This is a genomic window from Arthrobacter glacialis (genome assembly GCF_002909445.1).
In the GTDB taxonomy this organism is placed as follows: domain Bacteria; phylum Actinomycetota; class Actinomycetes; order Actinomycetales; family Micrococcaceae; genus Specibacter; species Specibacter glacialis.
The window spans coordinates 308,045-329,775 of sequence record NZ_PPXC01000005.1 but is presented as its reverse complement, the minus strand read 5'-3'; the positions used below and the strand labels follow the sequence as shown (position 1 = coordinate 329,775).

General features: G+C 62.2%; 11 protein-coding genes. 4 read left to right on the top strand and 7 right to left on the bottom strand.

Features of this window, described 5'->3' with window-relative positions; all coding sequences use genetic code 11:
* Positions 1-103 precede the first annotated feature (103 nt).
* The 3 genes from CVS27_RS08885 to CVS27_RS08875 form a co-directional block, all read right to left on the bottom strand.
* Positions 104-3,466: a sialidase family protein gene (locus CVS27_RS08885; RefSeq protein ID WP_103465361.1), complete on the bottom strand. Its 3,363-nt coding sequence runs from the start codon at positions 3,464-3,466 to the stop codon at positions 104-106.
* A 259-nt stretch (positions 3,467-3,725) separates the two neighbouring features.
* Positions 3,726-8,402, bottom strand: coding sequence for a discoidin domain-containing protein (locus CVS27_RS08880; RefSeq protein WP_103465360.1), 4,677 nt, complete (start codon positions 8,400-8,402; stop codon positions 3,726-3,728).
* A gap of 418 nt (positions 8,403-8,820) precedes the next feature.
* Positions 8,821-11,487 (bottom strand): exo-alpha-sialidase, encoded by a 2,667-nt coding sequence (locus CVS27_RS08875; protein WP_103465359.1) that lies wholly within the window; start codon positions 11,485-11,487, stop codon positions 8,821-8,823.
* Between the two features lie 351 nt (positions 11,488-11,838).
* On the opposite strand from CVS27_RS08875, the gene purS reads away from it, so the two are divergent.
* From purS to CVS27_RS08855, 4 genes are all read left to right on the top strand, one after another.
* Positions 11,839-12,090 (top strand): phosphoribosylformylglycinamidine synthase subunit PurS, encoded by a 252-nt coding sequence (gene purS / locus CVS27_RS08870; RefSeq protein WP_103465358.1) that lies wholly within the window; start codon positions 11,839-11,841, stop codon positions 12,088-12,090.
* 2 nt (positions 12,091-12,092) lie between these two features.
* A complete protein-coding gene (purQ, locus tag CVS27_RS08865; protein WP_103465357.1) occupies positions 12,093-12,845 on the top strand; it encodes a phosphoribosylformylglycinamidine synthase subunit PurQ in 753 nt (250 codons plus the stop codon).
* Positions 12,846-15,167, top strand: a complete 2,322-nt coding sequence (gene purL / locus CVS27_RS08860; protein WP_103465356.1) for a phosphoribosylformylglycinamidine synthase subunit PurL — start codon at positions 12,846-12,848, stop codon at positions 15,165-15,167. It abuts the gene before it with no gap.
* 156 nt (positions 15,168-15,323) lie between these two features.
* On the top strand, positions 15,324-17,261 hold the full coding sequence (locus CVS27_RS08855; protein WP_103465355.1) for a YncE family protein: 1,938 nt from the start codon (positions 15,324-15,326) through the stop codon (positions 17,259-17,261).
* 204 nt (positions 17,262-17,465) lie between these two features.
* On the opposite strand, the gene CVS27_RS08850 is transcribed toward CVS27_RS08855, so the two are convergent.
* The 4 genes from CVS27_RS08850 to CVS27_RS08835 form a co-directional block, all read right to left on the bottom strand.
* Positions 17,466-19,964: a GDSL-type esterase/lipase family protein gene (locus tag CVS27_RS08850; protein ID WP_103465354.1), complete on the bottom strand. Its 2,499-nt coding sequence runs from the start codon at positions 19,962-19,964 to the stop codon at positions 17,466-17,468.
* A gap of 158 nt (positions 19,965-20,122) precedes the next feature.
* Positions 20,123-20,701, bottom strand: a complete 579-nt coding sequence (locus CVS27_RS08845; protein WP_103465353.1) for a DUF1990 domain-containing protein — start codon at positions 20,699-20,701, stop codon at positions 20,123-20,125.
* On the bottom strand, positions 20,685-21,092 hold the full coding sequence (locus CVS27_RS08840) for an MmcQ/YjbR family DNA-binding protein (protein WP_306418486.1): 408 nt from the start codon (positions 21,090-21,092) through the stop codon (positions 20,685-20,687). Before CVS27_RS08840 ends, CVS27_RS08845 begins: the two co-directional genes overlap by 17 nt.
* Positions 21,089-21,709, bottom strand: a complete 621-nt coding sequence (locus CVS27_RS08835; RefSeq protein WP_103465352.1) for a dihydrofolate reductase family protein — start codon at positions 21,707-21,709, stop codon at positions 21,089-21,091. The genes CVS27_RS08840 and CVS27_RS08835 overlap by 4 nt, the downstream gene beginning before the upstream one ends.
* Positions 21,710-21,731 lie beyond the last annotated feature (22 nt).

The following is a 21,731-nucleotide window of genomic DNA, read 5'->3' as shown; positions in this document are numbered from 1 at the left end:
CGGCTATCACAGGGATGGCCGTTACCGGCCATAAAAGAAGCGGGGTTGTTGGCGCCGGTGGCACCAACAACCCCGCTTCCTGTGCTTAAGGGACCGCTACTTGCTAGTGGCGGGCACCTCGGATGGAAATCTTGCGCACGGCCAGCACGCCGCCTAACAGGAGCAGCAGGCCGCCAACCATGCCCAGCGGCAGCAGGCCGAAGCCCGTGTTTGCCAGACCATCAGCCGCTGCGGCAGCAGTGGTTGATGACGCAGTGGTTGGCGAAGCGGAGGCACTGGAGGTCGCGGCGCCATCAACAGCAGCAATGGTCACGGCAATGCTGACTTCGGCAGCCTCGCCACCGGTGCCAGTTCCTGAGATGACCACTGTGTGCGCACCGGCAGGAACATTTGCCGGCAGCTTGGCTGTGAGGGAAACCGTTCCGTCAGCACGCACCACAGCCGTACCCAGAACCACAGGATCCGAATGCAGCGTGAACGTTGCCGTGGAGCCCGGCTTGAATTTCTTTCCATTCACCGTCAACTCACCACCGGCAGAAACCGTGTCATCACTCAATGAACCGGACGGCGCAGTCGTTGCCGGCGCAGTCGTTGCCGGAACGGTCGTAGCAGGCGCAGTCGTAGCAGGCGCAGTCGTAGCAGGCGCCGTCGTAGCAGGCGCAGTCGTAGCAGGCGCAGTCGTAGCAGGCGCAGTCGTAGCAGGCGCCGTCGTAGCAGGCGCAGTCGTAGCAGGCGCAGTCGTAGCAGGCGCAGTCGTAGCAGGCGCCGTCGTAGCAGGCGCAGTCGTAGCAGGCGCAGTCGTAGCAGGCGCAGTCGTAGCAGGCGCCGTCGTAGCAGGCGCAGTCGTAGCAGGCGCAGTCGTAGCAGGCGCAGTCGTAGCAGGCGCCGTCGTAGCAGGCGCAGTCGTAGCAGGCGCAGTCGTAGCAGGCGCAGTCGTAGCAGGCGCCGTCGTAGCAGGCGCCGTCGTAGCAGGCGCAGTCGTAGCAGGCGCAGTCGTAGCCGGGGCTGTGGTGGCCGGAGCAGTCGTAGCAGGCGCCGTCGTAGCGGGAGCAGTCGTGGCAGGAGCGGTCGTCGCCGGAGCGGTCGGTTCCGGAGCCAGCGTCAAAGCAAACGCAACACCCGTTCCCGTCTTGGCAACATCCTTGACACCGTTCTTTGCAACACCAGCCACAGAAACAGCGGCAACCTGCTTGGCAGTCACATCAGCAGCCGTCACAGTGTGCTTGAACGTCCCAACAGTGCTGGCACCAACAGCCAAGGTAGCCGCAGCACCCGTGGCACCAGACAGGGAAACACCCGTCAGGGCAACGTTTCCGTCATTCCTTGCCGTCACAGCAAAGCTCACAACATCACCCACACTGGCAAAACCACTGGCATCCTTGTTCTCAAAAACACCAGGAGCAACAGTCACAGCAACAGACGGCTTGCGGTCGACAAGGTTAACTTCATCGCCCTTGATGGTGTAGTTCTGAGTTGTTGCGCCCGTGCCTGTTACCTGCCATGTAGTCAATGGGACAAAGAATCCATCCGCCAGTTCAGCAGCGGTTACCTTGTGTTTGGGAGTGGAACAGGTGTAACCGGCCCATACATTCACGGCAGAGAATCGGCAGTTGCCGGCTCCATCCGCAGGAATAAAGGGTGTGAAGTTACCTGACACCGGCACTGAAGCAGCTGTGACATTGCTGAGGCTGTTCACCACAAACTGGTAGGGAACCAAGCTGTCAACGGCGTAGGGATTGGTTGCAAGGTTGCGGGCATTGTCAGTTGCTGAACCTTCTATAACAAGGCCCACGATGTTAGTGCTTGCGCCTCCGGTGATGGTGACAGGAACACTGCCCAATGCTGATTCTTCGCCAACCGACACTTTTGCAGTGAGGTTGAAGGTGCCTGCCTTGGCGTAGCTGGGAATGCTCACGGGAACGGTCACCTGAGCCGTCTGGCCAACAGCAACAGCGGGTACGGCAACTGAACCAAACACCCAACCAGCCTGGGGGGCGAACGTAGCCGTGCTGCCCTCAAGGACGGTGTCGCCAATGTTCTTGACGGAAATCTGTGCTTGCACAGTTGTACCGTTGGCACCGCTCATGGCCGGGGCGGTTACCTGCGCACCACAGAACGGGTTGAGCCACTCGGCGTTGAACTTGCCGAAGACGATGTTTTCACTGTCGCCTTCGTAGAGCAAGCCGAAGGTGCCGTCGCTGAGGGCTGTCACGGTGGAATAGGCCATGTAGCCGGACTTGAACTGCTTGCCGGCGCTCCAGGTGGCGCCGTCGTCGCAGGAGTAGCGGATGGTGCCGTTGGAACGGGTACTAGCATTCGCGTTGGAGAACAACAGCACCTTCGCTTGCTGCGAGCCGAGCGGGGCGTTCGGGTACATGCGGGCAATTGAGGCGTTGTTACGCGGATCCTTCAGGGCGGAGTTGTAGGTTACCGGTCCCCAAGTTTCGCCACCGTCCTTGGAGATGGCAACCTTTCGTCCGCCACCGCCAGCGTTGTCACGGGAGTTGAGCATGACATCGCCATTTGAGAGCTCCACCACCTTGTTCTCATCCATGGCACTGCCAACGTCGGCACCCTTTTTCCAGGTCTGGCCGTGGTCATCGGAGTACACACTGTAGGCCTGGATGACTTCAGTGCCTGCAGCGTTGCGAACACGGCCGGCGAACTGCTGAATCAACCGCCCCTTGCGCACGCCATACTTGAGCTGGATGCCCTCACCGGAAGAGGCGAATTGACCCACTACGCCGCCCACGTTGTTGACGGCGCCAACTGTCACACCAACGGGCTTGACCACATCGGTGACCAAGGGGCCGTCAAAGTTCGCGTATTTGGAACCCGGTGCATAGTTCTGCGGCGCGGGAAGCGTGGGAATGTTGCTCGGGTCGGTGGACCAGGTCAGGCCCTTGTCGGTGGACACGGACAGTGCCGTGCCGGTGACGTTGCGGTTACTGTCGTCAGTGCCCAGAACGCTGCCAAAGAACCCCTGATTCTTGGAGTAGACAAAGAAATTAAAGACATTTCCGGTCTCCTTGTCCACAACATAACTGGGGTCGCTGAAGCCGTACTGCAAGTTTGCGCCCGAGCCGATCTGGCCGCGGGCAATGAAAGTGGGGGCACCCCAGGTCTTGCCGCCGTCGGTGCTGCGGCGCTGGATGATGGAGTTTGGTGCCGGCGAATCTCCGCCGTTCGGGCGGCCGTCGTAGGAAGCCAGAACGACGCCGTCACCCAAGTCGGCCAGGGCCGGAATCCGGTAGAAGGGCGCAAGGGATGCACTGATGGCATTGTCGCCCCTCTTTGCCAAAAACTGCTCTGTGTAGCTGGGGGCCTCAGATGTTGCGGTGGCCGGCGCGGCTTCCTGGGCGAAGGCAGGGCCCATCATGGACGTCAGGAGTCCAGCTGCGAGCACTCCTGCCGCAGCAGCCACGTGCCTGCTCTTGGAGCGGCTTTTCCTATCGGTGAACTTCATCGATTCCTCTCGGTGGCCGGCAACGGCCGTCAAATTCGGACAAGCACGCACCCCACGAAAGGCGCCCCACAACCTAGGACATAGGATGACCTACAACACAGTAGCGTGTTATGGATCACTTAAGAAGATATCTTCCAACTGTTACGCCGACTGCGGGCAATCGTGCATTCGGTTACGGGCTGGCGTCGTTGTACTTAAACGTCTTGGGGTGGGCCTCGGAAACGATCTTCCGAAACCCACCCCAAGGTGCTAGGCAGTCTTAGTGATTGGCTGCCCTGCGTCGAGTTGCCCCGAACAGGACCAAGCCACCCAGGACAAGGGCCATGGCAAGCCCGCCCAGCAGGGCGCCATTGGCTCCTGTGTTGGCGAGGGAGTCCGACGGCGCGGAGCTTGCCGAGGTTGTTGCCGCGCCGCTGGCGGTGACATTGCTGCCACCTACCTCTACATCGATGCTGACTTCAACAGCCTGGCCGTTGGTGCCAGTTCCTGAGATGACCACGGTGTGGGCACCGGCAGGAACATTCGCCGGCACCTTGGCAGTCAAGGACACCGTGCCATCAGCACCAACCACCGCCGTTCCCAAAACCACCGGATCCGAATGCAGCGTGAACGTGGCAGTGGTGCCCGGCTTGAAGTTCTTGCCGGTAACCGTCAACGATCCACCAACAGAAACCGTGTCATCACTCAACGAACCGGACGGCGCAACAGTTGCCGGAGCCGTGGTTGCCGGAGTCGACGCAGTCGGCGTGGCCGACGGCGTTGCTGACGGGCTCATTGTCGGTGTTGCCGACGGCGTTGCTGACGGGCTCATTGTCGGTGTTGCCGACGGCGTTGCTGACGGGCTCATTGTCGGTGTTGCCGACGGCGTTGCTGACGGGCTCATTGTCGGTGTTGCCGACGGCGTTGCTGACGGGCTCATTGTCGGTGTTGCCGACGGCGTTGCTGACGGGCTCATTGTCGGTGTTGCCGACGGCGTTGCGGATGGCGTCGCTGACGGTGTGGCGGACGGCGAGGCCGTCGGTGTCGCTGACGGTGTTCCAGACGGGCTGGGAGTGGCCGACGGTGTCGGTTCCGGAGCCAGCGTCAAAGCAAACGCAACACCGGTACCCGTCTTGGCAACATCCTTGACACCATTCTTTGCAGCACCCGCCACAGAAACCGCAGCAATCTGCTTGGCAGTCACATCAGCAGCGGTCACCGTGTGCTTCAGCGTCCCCACAGTGCTGGCACCAACAGCCAAGGTAGCCCCAGCACCCGTGGTGCCAGGCAAGGAAACACCCGTCAAAGCAACGTTTCCGTCATTCCTGGCAGTCACAGCAAAGCTCACAACATCACCCACACTGGCAAAACCACTGGCATCCTTATCCTCAAGAACACCCGCAGCAACACTCACAGCCACAGACGGCTTACGGATCAAAACATCCTCTTCGCCACCGGTGACGGTGTAGTTGACGGTTGCGGCGCCGGTTCCTTCAACGCTCCACTTGGTCACAGGGACAAAGAAGCCCTTGGCAACATCGTCAGCGGTGATGACGCGCTTGGCCGAGGTGCACGTGTAGCCCCCAAGTGCCGGGACGTTGCGGAAGCGGCAGTTGGGCGTCCCGTCGATGTTGAAGCCGGCAAATTCGCCGGCAGTCGGGAAGACGGTGGTGACGGCATTGGAGGTGCTCTTGACAACAAAGTTGTACGGCAATTCCTGGCCGACCATGTACGGGTTGGCCGTCAGGTCGCGCGCTGCATCGTTGCGTGCACCCGTGATGGTGGCTGAAAGCACCGGCGCGGGTGCCGTGACAACCAAAGTCACTGTAGCTGTAACAGCACCGGATGTAGCCGTTACCGTCCGGTTGCCAGCAGGCGTGCCTGCCGGAACCGTGACGGTCTTGGTGGCCTTGCCGGCAGCGTCGGTGGTGACGCTGCCCAAGGAGGCGCCGCCGTCGAGCGTCAACACAACGGCGCTGCTGGCCGGGAAGGCTGTCAGCGAGACCGAGATGTCATTGCCAGCCTCAACCGAGCCGGGTGTAGCGGTGATTGAAGCAGCCGAGGGGATCGCGGGCAGGCCCGCGATGTTGACTTCCGCGCCGCCACCAAAGTCGTTGCTGGCGATTGAGGTCAGGCCAACCAGCTTGACGTAGCGTCCGGCCTTGTTGCCGGCAATGGTGATGCGCTGGCGTTCGAGGGCGGCCGTGAACGCACCGCTGGCGACCTTGGTGCCGAACTCCGTGGGGCTGTCCGAAACAAAGATCTCGTAGTCCTTGATACGGCCGTTGGATCCGTTCTGGCGCTGGGTGTACTCAAAACCGGAGACATGGTGGCTCTTGCCCAGGTCGATGACAACCGAGTGCGGGAATACAGCGGGCGTGCCGGTCCACCTGGTGTGCCAGTACGTTTCGGGACTGCCGTCGATCAGGGCCGCTGCCGGTCCACTGGGGGCGGGTTCACCCGTCAGTTGCTCGGAGGATACGGATTCAATGCGGAGACTGCTCTTGGCGATCTGGTTCACCATGGGAGGCTCGGCACCGCAGAGCTCGTCCCCGCAGGCCTTGACGGCTGCAGAGGACACTGAGGTTGCCGCAATCTTCTGACCGTTCTTGCCACTGACCACAAGGCCCTTGGCCGCAACATTGTTAGCAGTAACATCCGCCGCCGTGACGGTGTAGACGGAGGCGATGGTCTTGCTTTCTGCCACAGCGAGGTCAAAGCTTTCTGCACCTGCCCCTGTGACACCAGAGACCTTAACGTTGCCGTTGTTGGTGACCACCGAGGTGTAACTGACGGTGTCGCCCACGCTTGCAAAGCCGCTTGAATCAACATCCACCAGCGCACCGGCGGTGTGGGTCGCAGTCAGTGACGGCTTGCGGACCAGCAGATCAACTTCCGCACCAGTGATGGTGTAGCTCTTGGTAAGGGCCCCAGCTGTGGCCTTCCACGTGGTCAGAGGAGCAAAGAAGCCGTTTGCCAAATCCTCGGCCGTCACTGCATGCTCGGGGGTAGTGCAGGTGTAACCTTCACCAACCGGAAGAGAACCCCAGCGGCAGTTTCCGGTATTGGTGCTGCCACCCTCAGTGGTGCGGCGCAGTGGATCAAAATTACCGGCTGTGGGGAAAATTTCAGCTGCAATATTGCCGAGATTCCGGATCTGGAAGTTATAGCCAACCCTGTCCCCAACCGCATAAGGGGTGGTGGCCACATCGCGCAGCGGTGCCCTCAGCAAGCCCGTGCCGTCGAGATCGACGACGGTGTCAGTAGCGCCACCGGTAACCGCAACCTTGACAGTTGTTGTCACCTTCACCGATCCTTGGCTTACATTGGCGTTAAAGGTGGCTTCCCGGACTTTAGCGAAACTGGGAATGCCAACAGGAACCTTGACCACCGCGGAAGCCCCGGGAGCCACATCGGGCACAGCAACTGTGCCAAGAGTCCACCCGGCGTTAGTTGCGTATTTGCCACTTGCGCCTGGCGCAGGAACCGTAATGGAAGCAACGGCGCCGGAGAGAGTTTCGGTGCCATTGTTTGTCACTGTCAGTGATGCATCAACGGTAGAACCGTTGGCGCCCGAGGTGTTGGCGGCGGTGAGCGCCGCAGTCATGGTGCCAATGCAATCAACACCCAGCCAATCGGCGTCGAACTTGCCAAAGGTGATGGCGTTGCTGTTGCCCTCGTAGAGCAGGCCGAACTTGCCGTCACTGAGCGCAGTCACGGTGGAGTAGGCCATGTAGCCGTCCTTGAACTGCTTGCCGGCACTCCATGTTGCACCATCGTCGCAGGAGTAGCGGATGGTGCCGTTGGTACGGGAGGTGGCATTGGCGTTGGAGAACAGCAGGATCTTCGCCTCTGCCGAACCCTGAGTCGCATTCGGGTACATGCGCGCAATGGAAGCGTTGTTGACCGGGTCGCGCAAAACGGTGTTGATGGTTACCGGACCGTACGTCTCGCCGCCGTCCTTGGAGATGGCCACCTTGCGGCCGCCGTTGCCGCCACTGCTGGCGCGGGAGTTCAGCATAACGTCGCCGTTGGAGAGTTCAACGGTCTTGTTTTCATCCATGCCGGTACCTACAAAGGCGCCGCGCTTCCACGTCTTGCCGTGGTCATCGGAGTAGACGCTGTATGAACGCATGTCAGTACCGCCGGCAGGCTGCTTAACCTTGCCAGTGAACTGCTGGATCAGGCGGCCCTTGTTGGGGCCGTACTGCAGCTGAATGCCCTCGCCTGAGGCGGCGAACAAGCCAGCCACGCCGCCAATGTTAGTCGCATCTCCGACGGGCTTGGCCACGTCGGTGACCAGGGGGCCGTCGAACTCGGCGTACTTGGAGCCCGCAGCATAGTTTGGAGCCACCGGCAGGGTGGGCATGTTGCCCGGGTCCATGGACCAGGTCAAACCCTTGTCCGTGGAAACGGCAACGGCAGCACTGACCACCTGGCGGTCGGCGTCGTCAGCGCCAAAGGTGCTTCCGTGGAAACCTTGGTCCTTGGAGTATACGAAGAACGCAAAAACGCTGCCGGTGATCTTGTCCACCACATAGCTGGGGTCACTAAAGCCGTAGCGCAGGTTTCCGCCCGTGCCAACCTGGCCGCGGGCAACAAAGGTGGGGGCACCCCAGGTCTGCCCGCCGTCGGTGCTGCGGCGCTGGATGATGGAGTTGGGGGAAGGCGAGTCGCCGCCGTCGGGACGGCCATCGTAGGAGGCCAAAACCACGCCGCCGCCCAAGTCGGCCAGGGCCGGGATGCGGTACCAGGCCTGGTTCGGGACAGTGGCCATGTCGCCGGGCGTGGCCAGGACCTGTTCGGCATAGGAGCCGACTGCTGCAGCAGCTTGCGGGGCCGTAGCCAGCGCGAAAGCCGGGCCCATCATGGATGCAAACAACCCGGCGGCCAACACCCCCGCGGTAGCTGCCTTGTGCCCGCGCGCGAAGCGGAGCACCGTATCGGTGGATTTCATCGATTCCTCTCAAGTGGCCAAGCTGGCCATCAAAAAATTGCATGCACTGCATCAACATCCCTTGACCCCAGGACCTCGGACATAGGATGACCTACCCCACACTAGCGTGTTATCCATAACTAATGGGATATGTGTCACATCAATGCACCACTGTTACCGCCTGAGATTGTGAGGGGAGGCTATTGGCCCCCTGACTGGCTGGTCAGTGGACAGATCACGCCGCTTACCGACTGCAAAGCGTCATTGTCTGTCCAGTCACACGAGGAATGGGACGCAACGGGACGCGCTGCCAGCCAAATTGCCTGCCCAGCCGCGTTAATCAGTTGAGGGGTGCACCCGCCAACGGCGGATCCACCCCTCAACTGCACCTGTTCGCGCCCCTGCGCCGAAGTGGCGCGGGGGCGGGGTCAGGAGCCTCCTACGGCGTTACGTGGAAGTTGCCAAATGACAGGAACACCCCGTTCCGGTCCGAAACCACCAGGGCATCCTTGCCATTCTTGGTTCCCTCCGGAACCGTGAAGGTGACGGCCCCCTGGGCATCAGCCAGGAACCAGCCAATGCGGGCACCGTGCTGGTTCATGTGCACGTAGGCCCACTCATTGGCGGGGACATTCTTGATGGTGACGGTGTCGCCGACAGTGTACTTGCCGGTGTTCATGCCAAGGTCAACGGGAGGCTGGCCCTTCAGCTGCACGCGCTCGGCGGACGGCTCAAAGTCAGGCATCGCCGGGAGCACGGGCAGCTCTACTGCCTGCACGACGACGTCCTGTGCCGCATCCTTGGCGCCGTTGACTGCTGCGAGCGCAACGGTACGCTCCGCCACGGCACCTGCGGCAATTTCCCCCGTCGTCAGTTCACGGGTTTCCGTGAAGGTGGCTGACGCGCCAATGGCCAAGGTGCCGCGTTCGGCGCCGAGCCCGGCAACCCCTGTCAGGGTGACGTTGCCTGAGTTGGTGGCGGTGAGGGTGGTGGTGACGGTGTCGCCGGCGCCGGCCAGGCCGTTGCCGTCGGTGTCGTTCCACACGGCGGCCACGGTGGCCGACAGTTCGGGGTTGCGCAGCAGCAGGTCAACTTCGCTGCCCGTGATGGTGAACGTCTTGCTGTCCAGGCCCGTGCTGGTGACGGACCAGGTGGTCAGGGGAACGAAGAAGCCATGGGCCAGTTCATCGGCTGTCACAGCGTGGCGGGGCGTCCCACAGGTGTAGTTGGCCCACATGGCCAGGTTGTTCCAGCGGCAGTTACCGCCGGCCGGGGGCAGGAACGGGTCAAAGTTGCCCGCAACAGGGGCCACATTGGAGGTGACATTGCTGAGGCTGGTGACGGCGAACTGGTACGGGAGCTTTTCGCCAACCGTGTAGGGCGTGGCGGCAAGGTCGCGGGTCTCGTCCGTGCGCGAGCCGACGACGCCCAGGCCCAGCGTGGGTGCGGCACCGCCGGTGACGGTCACGGGAACCACTGCACTGAATTCGCTGGTGCCATAGCTGGCCTTGGCCGTGACGTTGTAGTTTCCTGCCTTGGCACTGGCCGGGATGGTCACCGGGACGGTGACGGTGACCGAGGATCCCGCGGCGACGTCGGCGAACGCCGAGCTGCCAAAGGTCCAGGCGTTCTGCGCTGCGAAGCTGGCCTTGGCTCCGGTAATGGTCTTCTCGCTGCCGTTCACCAGGGTCAGTTCGGCCTGCACGGTTGCGCCGTTGGCGCCCGTGACGGCCTTGGCGGTGAGCTCGACGCCGCACTCGATGCCGAGCCATTCGGCGTTGAACCTGCCGAACGTCATGGTGTTGTTGTCGCCCTCGTAGAAGACACCAAAGGTGCCGTCGCCCAGTGCTGCGACTGTTGAGTAGCTCATGGCGCCGGCCTTGAACTGCTGGCCTGCGCTCCAGGTGGCGCCGTCGTCGCAGGAGTAGCGGATGGTGCCGTTCTGGCGGCCCGAGGTGCTGTTGGCGTTGGAGAACAACAGCATCTTGGCCTCGTCGGATCCCTGCGCGGCCTGCGGATACATGCGCGAAATGGACGCGTTGTTGACGGGGTCACTCAGGCGGGTGTCCACGGTAACCGGGCCGTATGTTGCGCCACCGTCCTTGGAAATGGCGATCTTTCGCCCGCCGTTTCCGCCGCTGCTGGCGCGGGAGTTCATCATGACGTCGCCGTTGGAGAGCTCGACCGTCTTGTTTTCATCCATGCCGGTGCCCGTGAACGCGCCGCGCTGCCAGGTCTTGCCGTGGTCATCGGAGAAGACACTGTAGGCCTGGTAGGGGGTTGAACCATCGGCCTTTTTGACCTTGCCGGTGAACTGCTGGACCAGGCGGCCCTTGTGGGCACCGTACTTGAGCTGGATGCCCGCTCCTGAGGCGGCAAAGACGCCGGCAACCCCCTCAACGTTGTTCTGCGCACCCACCGTGGTGCCCGCAGGCTTGACCACGTCGGTGATCAGCGGACCGTCAAAGCCGGCAAATGCGGAGCCGGGCGCGTAGTTGGCGGGAGGAAGCACGGGCATGTTGGCCGGGTCCATGGACCAGCTCAGGCCCTTGTCCCTGGAAACAGCGACGGCGGCGCTGGTGATGTTGCGGTCCGCGTCGTTATTCCCATAACCGCCGGCCTGGAAGCTGACATCCTTGGAGTACACGAAGAAATTGAAGACATCCCCGGTTTCCTCATCAACCACAAGGCTGGGGTCGCTGAAGCCGTAGACGAGCTTGCCCGCGCCGGGCATCTGACCGCGGGCCACGTAAGTGGGTGCACCCCACGTCTTGCCATTGTCGGTGCTGCGGCGCTGGATGATGGAGTTCGGCTGGGGCGAGTCGCCGCCATAGGGCCGCCCATCGTAGGAAGCCAGGACGACGCCGTCGCCCAAGTGGGCCAGAGCAGGGATACGGTAGTTGGCGCCGAGCACCGGGTCAATGGCGTTGTCGCCATTTTTTGCCAGAACCTGCTCGGCGTAACTGCCTGGGGCAGTGGGGGGAACTGATTCCCCGGCTGCCACGGCAGGGGTGATCATGCTGGTCAGCAGCGTGGCGGCAAGCGCTCCGGCGGCGATGGCTACCTGGGGCTTCTTCCATCGGCGGTGGGTGTCGGTGGATTTCATGTTGTCCTTTCATAGCGGCCGTCATTGGCCGCATAGCTTTCGCCATGACACGAACGGTCCCCGCCTGAAATGTGACTCATCAGACATGGAACATCCCACAACCCTAGCGTGAGCCCAATCACAGGGCAACCACTAAAAGTCCTCTACACACGGATAGGTTCAGAAACCGCCGAGGCCCAGATGCGACGTGCGCCACGCAAATTCTGGAGTTCGCAAACACTTGCGTAGAATGGAGAGGCAAGCTCGCGGAGCGCTTCGAATCACCGGTTTTCAGGTCTTGACCTCCTGACCCAAAAGACGGCGTAAGACGGCAATCCGTGGCCACCCCTTTTTCACATCAGGAGTCCCCGGATGCCCCGGATCGTTGTCGATGTCATGCTCAAACCCGAAATCCTTGACCCGCAGGGAAAGGCCATTGTTGGCGCTCTTCCCCGCTTGGGCTTCACAGCATTTTCCGCTGTGCGCCAGGGCAAGCGCTTTGAACTTTTTGTTGACGGCGAGGTGACAGAAGAAATCCTGGCGCAGGCCCGTAATGCCGCGGAGACCATGCTTTCCAACCCTGTCATCGAAGACGTGGTCAACGTTGAAGTAGTGGCGGACTAGCCATGACTGAAACCCCCTTGATTGGCGGGGCCACTCTGGCCCCCGTCGATTCCCGTTTGGCAGGGGCACGGATCGGCGTTGTCACGTTCCCCGGAACACTGGATGACCGCGACGCCGCCCGTGCAGTGCGCGCCTCAGGCGCCACCCCCGTGTCCCTGTGGCATGCCGACACCACCCTTGGTGACGTTGATGCTGTGGTCATCCCCGGCGGATTCTCCTACGGCGACTACCTGCGCGCCGGCGCCATCGCCCGTTTTGCGCCGTTGATGGGCCAGATCGTTGATGCCGCCAACTCGTCTGCCAAGCTGCCTGTTTTGGGTATTTGCAACGGTTTCCAGATCCTCACCGAGGCGCACCTTTTGCCCGGCTCGATGATCAAGAACGATCACTTGAAGTTCCTGTGCCGCGACCAGGTCCTGCGCGTGGAGAACAACTCCACCGCATGGACCAACGCCTACGCAGCAGGCGCCGAAATCACCATCCCGTTGAAAAACCAGGATGGCCAGTACATTGCTGATGAGAAGACCCTTGACGCCCTCGAGGCTGAGGGCCGGGTGGCCTTCCGCTACGTTGGCACCAACCCGAACGGTTCGCGCCGCGACATTGCCGGCATCTCCAACGCCGCAGGCAACGTGGTGGGCCTCATGCCGCACCCCGAGCACGCCATCGAAAACGGCTACGGCCCCGGCCACACCGGCACCGACGGATTGGGATTCTTCACCTCTGTCCTGAACACGCTTCTGGGAGGCAAATAAATGTCTGAGACCTCGACTACCGAGTCAGCCAAGAAGTTCAATATCGACACCGTTGCCAACGCAGCCGTGACCCCCGATGTTGAACTGCCCTGGGCCGAGCTGGGCCTGAAGCAAAACGAGTTCGACGACGTCGTGAAGGTTCTGGGCCGCCGCCCCACCGGCGCCGAGCTGGCCATGTACTCCGTCATGTGGAGCGAGCACTGCTCCTACAAGTCCTCCAAGAACCACCTGCGCCAGTTTGGCGAAAAGGTCACCGAGGAAATGAAGAAGGACATGCTGGTGGGCATCGGCGAGAACGCCGGCGTCACCAACTTGGGCGACGGCTGGGCCGTGACGTTCAAGATCGAGTCCCACAATTCGCCGTCGTTCGTTGAGCCCTACCAAGGTGCCGCAACAGGCATCGGCGGCATTGTCCGTGACATCATCTCCATGGGCGCGCGCCCGGTGGCCGTGATGGATCCGCTGCGTTTCGGCGCCATCGACCACCCGGACACCGCCCGGGTCATGCATGGTGCCGTTGCCGGCATTGGCGGCTATGGCAACTCGCTGGGCCTGCCGAACATTGGCGGCGAAATGGTGTTCGACGCCATTTACCAAGGCAACCCGTTGGTTAACGCCCTGGCCGTTGGCGTCATGCGCCACGAGGACATCCGCCTGGCCAACGCGTCCGGCAAGGGCAACAAGGTTGTTCTGTTCGGTGCGCGCACCGGCGGCGACGGCATTGGCGGCGCTTCGGTGCTGGCTTCGGAGTCCTTCGATGACACCAAGCCCTCCAAGCGCCCCGCAGTGCAGGTGGGCGATCCCTTCGCCGAGAAGATCCTGATCGAGTGCTGCCTGGAACTGTTCAAGGGCTCCTTGGTTGAAGGTATCCAGGACCTCGGCGCCGCAGGTATTTCCTGCGCCACGAGCGAGCTGGCCTCCAATGGCGACGGCGGCATGGAAGTTGAACTGACTTCCGTCCTGTTGCGCGACCCCACCCTGACCCCGGGCGAGATCCTCATGTCCGAATCGCAGGAACGCATGATGGCCGTTGTTACGCCTGAGAACATGGCGGCGTTTGAAGCTGTCATGGAAAAGTGGGCCGTGGAGTACTCCTGGCTCGGCGAAGTGACCGGCACCGGCCGCTTGATCATCAAGTGGGAAGGCGAAGTCATTGTTGACGTCGACCCGCGCACCGTGGCACACGACGGCCCAGTTTACGACCGCCCGTACGCCCGCCCGGAATGGCAGGACGCCCTCCAGGCCGACTCCTTCACTGGTTCCGTCCAGGATGCTGGCCGCCCGGCAACCGCCGATGAGTTGCAGGCAGCAGTGCTGGAACTCATTGCGTCCCCGAACATGTGCTCAAAGGACTGGATCACCAACCAGTACGACCGCTACGTGGGTGGCAACACCTCCATGGCGTTCCCGGACGACGCCGGTGTGATCCGCGTGGACGAAGAAACAGGCTTGGGCGTTGCCCTGGCCACCGACGCCAACGGCCGCTACACCTACCTTGACCCGTACAACGGTGCCCAGTTGGCATTGGCTGAGGCCTACAGGAATGTGGCCACCTCCGGCGCCGTGCCCATGGCCGTCAGCGACTGCCTGAACTTCGGCTCCCCCGAGGATCCCGATGTCATGTGGCAGCTGGCCGAAGCCATCCGCGGCCTGTCCGACGCCTGCATGGTGCTGGGCATCCCGGTCACCGGTGGCAACGTCTCGCTGTACAACCAGACGGGCACCACGCCCATCCACCCCTCCCCTGTTGTTGCGGTTTTGGGCAAGTTCGACGACGTGGCACGCCGCACGCCGTCGGGCTGGAAGGAAGATGGCCAGGCCATCTACCTGCTGGGCACCACGGCTGATGAGATGGATGGTTCCGAGTGGGCCAACATGCGCGGCCACCTGGGCGGCCTCCCGCCGAAGGTTGACCTGCAACGCGAGCGTGAATTGGGCGAAATCCTGATCAATGCTTCCCGCGACGGCATGATCGACTCCGCACACGATCTCTCCGAGGGTGGCCTTGCAGCCGGCCTGGTGGAGTCGGCACTGCGCTTCAACACCGGTGCCCGCGTGGCCCTGGATGAGGTTGCCCAGCGCGACGGCGTTGACACCTTCACTCTGCTGTTCTCCGAAACACAGGGCCGGGCCATTGTGTCCGTTCCCCGTAGCGAAGAGGTTCGCTTCAACGACATGTGCACGGCCCGGAACTTCCCGGTTGCCCGCATTGGTGTTGTTGACGCAGCCGGCGGCGCCTTGGATCTGCAGGGCTTGTTCAGCACCCCGCTGGACGAGCTCCGCGAAGCACATGAGGGCACGTTGCCGAAGTACTTCGGCTAGCACCCACATCGAGACGAACCCCGGTCACCTCTTCATTGAGCTGGCCGGGGTTCTTCTCGTTGACATGTTGGGACTCAAGCCTGACGAGGGGCGTGAATCGTACATTAGTATTAGAACGGCCCGCTGTGGGTTCACTCACCACTGCTCAGGAGCCCCATGAGAACCCGTCGCTTGTCGTTGCCCCGATTTTCCGCATTGGCGGTGGCGGGCGCCGTCGTGCTCGCAGCCCTCGTGCCATTGCCGGCCCAGGCTGCGCCGTCAACCTATGAATTAACCAAAACCATCTCTGTCGGATCCGATCCAACGAGTGTGGCGGTGGACGCAACCCGGAACAAGACTTACGTTGCCAACACCACCAGCAACACGGTGTCTGTGATCGACACTGTCACCGGAACGGTGGTTTCTTCTTTTCCCGCGCTCCTGCCTCCCTCGGGTCAACCAGTTGCGATTGCCTTGAACACAGTCACGAACAGCTTGTACCTCGCCAACCCGAATGGCAACACCGTAGTGGAGTTCAATGCGGCAACCGGTCTAGCGACTGGATCCTTCCAGGTCGATTCTTTCCCTTACGCCATGGCAGTGAATGAGACAACGAACAAAACCTATATCGCCAATACCGGCGGTTCGATCTCGGTGATTGACGGTGGAACGCGCACGGTGGCAATCCTCCCCACGGGCCCGGGAACAACACCCAGCGCGGTTGCAGTGAATGAAACCACGAACACCATCTACGCGGTCGACTACAACAGCAGCCGTCTATTTGAAATAAACGGCGTCACGAACGCGATCAAGGCCGGCGTGCCGGTTGGGATGACCCCGTTTGGGGTTGCCGTCAACGAGACCACGAACATGGTTTACACCACCAGCCTCGGACAAGACACGGTTACTGTGTTCGACGGCGCGAACCGCACGGTAGTTGGTTCGATTGCAGTGGGCCTGGACCCGTTCGAAGTCCAGGTGGATGAAGGCAGGAATACCGTCTTCGTCGCGAACTCAACCGGCAATTCCGTGTCGGTGGTCGACGGCGCCACGAACACGGTGGCGAGCACAGTCGCCTTGGGCTCGAACACTCGTTCCATTGCGTTGAACACGGCCACCAACACTGTCTACGCCACCCGCGCCGACAATAAGTTGGCCGTCATAATCGAGATGTCGCCGCCTGTCGTCACCACCACCTCCCTAGCCAGTGCCACAGTAGGTACGGCCTACTCGGCCACGATTGCTGCAACCGGCTCCGGTCCCATCACCTTCGCCGTGACCACAGGCAGCCTGCCCACCGGGCTGACCCTGAACACCACAACAGGCGCCATCACGGGAACACCCTCCACAGCCGGTGACGCAACCTTCACCATCACCGCCACGAATGCGGCGGGCAGCAACGCCAAGGCGTTCACCATCACGACCGTTCAGGCACCGACGATCACCACCGAAGACCTCGTCGGCGCCACGGTTGATGAGGCCTACTCAGCAACGATTGCAGCAACGGGCACCCCACCGCTGACCTTCACTGTCTCCACGGGCGAGCTGCCCGCAGGACTTTCATTGGATGCCGCAACAGGCGCCATCACTGGCACACCCACCGCAGCCGGTTCTGTCGAGTTCACCATCACCGCAACCAACGTGGCAGGCAGCAACGCCAAAGAATTCACGATCACCACCAGCCTGACACCAGCCATCACCACCGAATCGCTCGCTGGCGCAACGGTCGGCACTGCCTACTCAGCAAAGCTTGAGGCAACGGGCACCGCACCGTTGACCTTCACTGTCTCCGCAGGCGAGCTGCCCGCAGGGCTGACCCTGGATGCCGCTACAGGCACCATCGCCGGAACCTCCACGGCGGCTGGTTCGGCTGAGTTCACGATCACCGCAACGAACGTGGCTGGCAGCAACGCCAAGGAGTTCACCCTCGTGACGAGCCCGACACCAGCCATCACCATCCCGACACCAGCCGCCACAGTCAAGCCCTCCCCGGCAGCACCGCTGGCGAAGACCGGAATTGACGCCCTGCCGTGGCTGGCCGGATCAGGCATCGTTTTGTTGGCCGGAGCCATGCTCATCCTGCTGACAACCGCCCGCCGACGCCGCTCAGCATAGCGGAACTGCCGGCCTCCGCACAGCAACAATCCTGAACGGGCAGTAGTTGTTGATGTTTTTCAAAAACATCAACAACTACTGCCCGTTCAGCGGGGAGGACGTTTCTCGATCCTGGGCCCACGCGCCCGAGGAACCCAAAACCCCGGTCATCTCACGAGAGATGACCGGGGTTTCATATTCTGGATAGTCGGTGTGTTGCGCCGATTAGGCGTGGGAAGAGTTCCGGCGTCGGCTGACGACCGACAGGGCACCGGCCAGCAGGACTGCTAGGCCACCGAGCAGAAACGGGGTGGTTCCTGCACCTGTCGTGGCCAGGTTATTGCCAGCCTGGTGGCTGACGCTCTGGTTTCCAGCCATGGTGGTGCTGGCTGTGGATGCGCCAGTTGCCGATGCCGTGCCAACAGCTGCGGCAACCGTCAACTCGGCGCTGGTTTCAGCTGTTTCACCATTCGCATCGGTGCCGGTAATGATCAGCGTATGCACACCGGCGGGAACGGCGGTTGGCAGCTTCGCCGTCAATGTGACGACGCCGTTGGGGGCCACCACCGCGGTTCCCAAGACAACAGGGTCCGAATGCAAGGTAAATGTAGCAGTAGTGCCCGGCTTAAAGTTGCTTCCTGTCATCGTCAACTCACCTCCGGCAACCGCCGAGGTGCCACTCAATGAAACGGTGGGCTCACCGACCACCGGGGCCGAAGGAGCGGAAGTCGGCGCGACCGTCGCTGTGAAAGTGGGAGCCACCGTAGGGCCAACAGTCGGGGTGGCGGTGGGAGCCACAGTCGGCGCGACAGTGGGATCAACAGTGGGATCAACCGTCGGGGCGGCGGTCACGGCAAACGTCACCACCACCGGCGCCTTTGAGACGGCACCTGTTGCAGCCACCGTGACAGTGCCAGCGGGGCAGCTTGCCGCGATGCTGACGTTGGCCGCGAAAACCCCGGCCGCGTTGGCCTTGACGGTGGCCGGAACTGCCACGCAACCACCGGCAAAGCTGATTTCCTCACCGCCGGCAAAACCCGAACCAGTGATCAATGCCGCAGAACCGGCTGCAACTGCAACCGCCGGGCCTGTCGCCGCTGGCGCGAACGCCTGGGTGAATGGCGCAACGTCAACTGCCTTGGCCAGTGCCGCGTACCCGGCAACGCTCAGGTGGATCTTGTCGCCGCTCTCGTAGACGGGAAGGATGCGCTCGGGATCGGCCGGGTCGGCGACCGCCGCGGAGAAGTCCACCACGGCGTCGAACTCTCCGCTGGTCATGATCCAGTTGTTGGTGGTGGTGCGCACCATTTCGCGGGCTGCGGTGAAGGAGGCCACACCCTTGGTGGGTGTCATGGTGGCGCCGTACACCTTCAATCCTGCGGCACGCGCCTGCGCGATGATGTTGCGGTACCCCGCGATCAGGCGATCGCTGTTGGCGCCGTCGGGAATGTCATTGATGCCTTCAAAAAGGAACACGGATGTCACGCCAGGAACGGCGGCCACGTCGTAGGCGAACCGCGTGGTGGCGGCCATGCCTCGGTTCTTGGCACCGCCAGCCTCAAAGGTCACCCGGTTGGAGCTGATGCCTGCATTGACCATGGCGATGGACGAATCACGGGCGTTGATCTTGTCGGCGAGCTGCGCCGGCCAGTTGTTAAATCCGTTGGTGCTGGACCCCCAACCGTCGGTGATGGAGTCCCCCAAGGCAACCGTGGAACCCTTCGCCGTTGCGGAAATGACGTCAATGCCCTTGAGGAAGAAATACTGCGAGGCTCCCTGGGTGAAGCTGGCGTTGGCGGTGTCCGCAGCGTGGTTGCCGTCAGCAATGCCGTTGGAGACGATTCCGAGGTTGTGATAGGTGGATACCGGAATGGTCCCGGAAACAAAAACGCTGACCAACAGGTTGGTGTCGGTCTTCACCGGCACGTTCAACGCGTCGCTGACAACCTCCCCACCGGCGGGGATGGTGACTGTGGTGGCACCGCCAAACTTGAACGCGGACGGGGCTGCCGTGGCTGTGAGCCCGGTGCCCTGATAGCCAACAGTTGCCGAGCCGACCACCAGTGGTGCCGTGCCAAAACGGTTGGACAAAGTGATCCGCTGCGCGTTGCCGGCCAAGTTGGGCCGGACCACCATGCGGATGGTCTTGTCCGTCAGCGACGGGCCACCATCGGTTAAGGCTGTTCCCCATGCCGTGACACGGGTGATGCTGTTCTTTGCCAGCGCCCAGCGTTGAGTGGCGGCAGCTCCTGCCACATTTGAAACCACATCAAGCGCCGCCGCATCGGCAACATCTGCGGCCCGCCCCGAAGCAACATTGACCAGTGTGTAGCCGTCCGCCCCGGCGGTCATCCGCCAGCGCTGACTGGGCATTTCGGCACAGTTTTCCTGTGTCAGTGCGGCTCCGGCAGTTGCTGCATCCTGCAGGCACAATCCGCTGTTGTTGCTGCTGAGCTTGTACACACCGGGGGCAGTCTGCGCCACCCACCACGACTGGCCGGCAGTTCCCCGCGGGGCATCCTCAACAATCTTGGCTCCGGTAGAGATGGAGACGCCGTTGACGTGGAGGTTCTTTACGGTTGAAACGTTGGTCAGGGAATAGGCGCCGGGTGCAACAGCCGTGGGCAAGGCTGCCGCCTGAACCGATTGAGCACCCACAGGAAGAACCACCGCCCCGGCAAGCGCTAGGGCCGAAACGGCCACGGCAATGGTTAGTTTGCGCATCAAATACTCCTCAAGAAGGAAGACGGATCCGCGCGGCCCCAGAACTAGGGCATGTGACTTACCTCACCGAACGGCTAGTCCATGTTATCCATGCCAAACGTGGATGTCCTATGTCCGATGAATTGTTACGCCCCACTAGCCCGCGAGGTGAAGAGCCTCTAGAAGCCGCCCACCAGTCCACGGGCAGCCTGCAGGTAGGATCGGGTGACGCCCGCCTGGGTCAGCTTGGTCACCGGGGAGCCCAAGGCGTAGATGAGTCCAGCCGGCTTGCTGAAGGCCAACAGCCTAAAGTAGACGCCGCCGTCGAAGGTCTTCATGGCAATAAAGGCCTCCTCACCCAGCGCCGGATGCCCCGGCAAGGTGCCGTAGCCAAAGCCGGCCATCTGAATGTCAGACCCATCGGGGCCTTGGACGGTGCACGGTTCCATGGCCCACACCACCTCGCACGGCACCGGGAGGCGAAGGTTTCCCACGCCAAATCCACTCACCACCGTGGCACCCGCCACTGCGCGCGGCGGAGCGCTGACCTGCAGGCCGGACCGGCGCTGGATCTGCCAAGTCATAATCCCCTCGGTCAGCGCCACAAAGGCCTCCTGCCCGGCACCCACGGCGAGGGTCTTGTCCACATGGGCAAACCCTGCTGGCCAGTGCGCGGACTCAGCGGTCTTTTGCGCCACCAAACGAGTCAGCCCCAGATACGGGTAGTCAAGGGTGCCGCGACTAGCTTTTGACGACATATGCGCTCCACTCCAATGCAAGTTGTTGTTTCTTAGGCAGGCCCGCCACCACCAAATCGTAGGAGTCTTCCATCATCTCCAACACCATGACCGCATCTACGGCAGAGGTGTCCACAGTGTTCCAGTGTCGCTTGTTCAGGTGGTAGCCGGCGGTGATTCCCGGGTTGGCGGCGCGCAAGGCCGGCGCCAGCTCGGGGTCACATTTGAAACTGATCAGCAGCGGCGTGGCATCCAAATTGCCCAGCGCAAAAATCTTGGCTGTCCACTGCTCCCCGCCGCTGCTGGGCGCCCTGACCTTGAAGACGCTGATGTCCTCACCGAAGGGAAAGTCTTCAAAGCAGCCGGTCAATGCGAGCGCCGCAGCCCGTAGCTCCGCCGCACGCAGGCTCACTGCCCGGCACCGGCCGCGGAGGAACCGGCCGCGGAGGCACCGGCCGCGGAGGAACCGCCGCCGGACGGCAGAACGTCATAGTGAAGCATGGCGAATGGGCCGTGCTGCGCCGCGCTGCGCAACTTGATCCTGTCGGAGCCAACGGTACGCGGCAGTAGCAACGCGCCGCCGTCCAGTGTGGCGGGGGCCAGGGTGATGACGAGTTCGTCCAAGGCGTTGATGTCCAGAAACTGCCCGGCGAGGTCTCCACCGCCCACAACCCAGACGTCGAGGTCCCCGGAGGCTTCCTTGATCTCCTCAAGCGCTGCCGAAACGGGGCCGTTGACGAAGCGCACGTCAGCCCCCTCGGGCACGGGCAGGGTCCGCGAGGTGAACACGTAGGTGGGCTTGGTGCCGTAGAACTGCCGCCATTTGGCCGGTTCGGCGAGCAGGTTCTCATGCTTGAGCACCCACTCGTAAGTGGACGAGCCTTCCACAAAAACACCCATGGTGTCCATGAACGCGGCGATGTCCGGCCCTTCCTCCCCCTCAACGGCAAACAGCCAGTCAAGGGAGTGGTGCTGGTCCGCCAGATAACCATTGATCGTTGAGGCCGTGTAGTAAACAATGCGCGTCATGGTGTTAACGCTACCTGCTGCC

What these genes read in the sequence shown, in the direction of transcription:
- CVS27_RS08835 (WP_103465352.1), bottom strand. Translation starts at nt 21,709, where the DNA reads ATGACGCGCATTGTTTACTACACGGCCTCAACGATCAATGGTTATCTG.
- purQ (WP_103465357.1), top strand. Translation starts at nt 12,093, where the DNA reads ATGACTGAAACCCCCTTGATTGGCGGGGCCACTCTGGCCCCCGTCGAT.
- CVS27_RS08875 (WP_103465359.1), bottom strand. Translation starts at nt 11,487, where the DNA reads ATGAAATCCACCGACACCCACCGCCGATGGAAGAAGCCCCAGGTAGCC.
- purS (WP_103465358.1), top strand. Translation starts at nt 11,839, where the DNA reads ATGCCCCGGATCGTTGTCGATGTCATGCTCAAACCCGAAATCCTTGAC.
- CVS27_RS08855 (WP_103465355.1), top strand. Translation starts at nt 15,324, where the DNA reads ATGAGAACCCGTCGCTTGTCGTTGCCCCGATTTTCCGCATTGGCGGTG.
- CVS27_RS08880 (WP_103465360.1), bottom strand. Translation starts at nt 8,402, where the DNA reads ATGAAATCCACCGATACGGTGCTCCGCTTCGCGCGCGGGCACAAGGCA.
- CVS27_RS08885 (WP_103465361.1), bottom strand. Translation starts at nt 3,466, where the DNA reads ATGAAGTTCACCGATAGGAAAAGCCGCTCCAAGAGCAGGCACGTGGCT.
- purL (WP_103465356.1), top strand. Translation starts at nt 12,846, where the DNA reads ATGTCTGAGACCTCGACTACCGAGTCAGCCAAGAAGTTCAATATCGAC.
- CVS27_RS08845 (WP_103465353.1), bottom strand. Translation starts at nt 20,701, where the DNA reads ATGTCGTCAAAAGCTAGTCGCGGCACCCTTGACTACCCGTATCTGGGG.
- CVS27_RS08850 (WP_103465354.1), bottom strand. Translation starts at nt 19,964, where the DNA reads ATGCGCAAACTAACCATTGCCGTGGCCGTTTCGGCCCTAGCGCTTGCC.